Consider the following 1,511-nt stretch of genomic DNA (forward strand, 5'->3'; position numbering starts at 1 on the left):
CAAGGCCGTGAAGTTACGGCTGCGGGGCTGGTGGCAAGGGGTCTCGGTTGGGTGGAGTGCCGGACGTAGGAAGCGGAGCCCCGGTAGAACGACTTGTCGACCAAGACCAGTCATTCCAACCCGGGAGCTCCGCTGTCCGATCAGTGTGTCATCACGCGTGAAATCACGGTAGCCAAGGGCCTGTTCGCCCCGGGGCATCTGGGGGAGCTCACCCGGATCGTCCCGTTCGACATGGTCGATGCGGCCCTTGCCGAGGCCGGTGGTACCCAGCGGCGACTGCGGAAACTTCCCGCCCGGGTGGTGGTCTATTTGCTGCTGGCCGCCGCCCTGTTCGAGGAGTGCGGCTATCTGGCCGTCTGGCGCAAGCTCACCAGTGCCCTGGACTCGATACCCATCCCGAAGATCACCGGGACCGCGTTGTGGGACGCCCGGGCCCGGCTCGGGGTACGCCCCATGCGGACCCTGTTCGACATGCTGCGCGGCCCCGCCTCGGCGATTCGCACCGGCGGGGCCCGCTGGAAGGGGATGCTGACAGTCGCGATCGACGGCACCTACCTCGATGTCCCCGACAGCCCGTTGCACCGGGCCCGGCTGGGCAAGGGCTCCAACCAGTACGCCACCTCCGGCTACCCGCAGATCTGCCTGACCGCCCTGGTTGCCTGCGGCACCCGCGCGGTCATGGACGCCGCCTTCGGTCCACGCAGCCGCGGTGAAACCTTCTACGGCACGCGCCTGATGCGCTCCCTGCACCACGGCATGATCGTGCTCCTGGACCGCGGCTTCTCCGGGACCCCGTTCCTGACCGCCGTCGCCGGCGCCGATGCCGCCTTCCTGGCCCGCGTCTCGGCCGCCCGCAAGCCCCCGGTACTGGCCCGCTACGACGACGGCTCGTTCCTCTCCCGCTTCGGCACCCTCGAGGTCCGCATCATCGAGTGCGAGATCACCATCTCGACCTCCGCCGGACAGCACACCGGCCTCTATCGCCTGGCCACCAACCTGCTCGACCCTCACCGCTTTCCGGCGTTCGCACTGGTCAGCCTGTATCACGAGCGCTGGGAAGTGGAGTCCGCCTACTTCGAGATCAAGAAGTCGATGCTGGGCCGGCGGGTCCTGCGCTCGAAGACCTGGGCCGGGATCGCCCAGGAGGTCTACGCCCTGCTGAGCGTCTACCAGCTTCTGCGGACCGCCATCACCGACGCCACCGACACAGTCCCTGGCGCCGACCCCGACCGGGCCAGCTTCCGCATCGCCCTGGAAACCGCCCGCGACCAGGTCATCCAGGCCGCCAACGTCATCGCCGACACCAGGATCGACCTCGTCGGGACGATCGGCCGGGCAGTACTGGACCAGCTCATGCCCGCCCGACGCCTACGCGTCAGCCCCCGCGCGGTCAAACGCCCCCTGTCCCGCTACGCGTACAAAAGCCTCAAAGTCGACCGGCGTACCTACAAAGCCACCCTCAGGATTGACATCTTGCAACCAACGATCAGCCCGTAACTTCACGGCCTTGC

General features: G+C 67.8%; 1 protein-coding gene. It reads left to right on the forward strand.

The genetic code is table 11. The features are described 5' to 3' along the window. The first annotated feature begins 93 nt into the window (after positions 1-93). On the forward strand, positions 94-1,497 hold the full coding sequence (locus ACWD6R_RS40535) for an IS4 family transposase (RefSeq protein ID WP_451823337.1): 1,404 nt from the start codon (positions 94-96) through the stop codon (positions 1,495-1,497). The last annotated feature ends 14 nt before the right edge of the window (positions 1,498-1,511 follow it).

Source organism: Streptomyces sp. NPDC005151, from assembly GCF_053599875.1.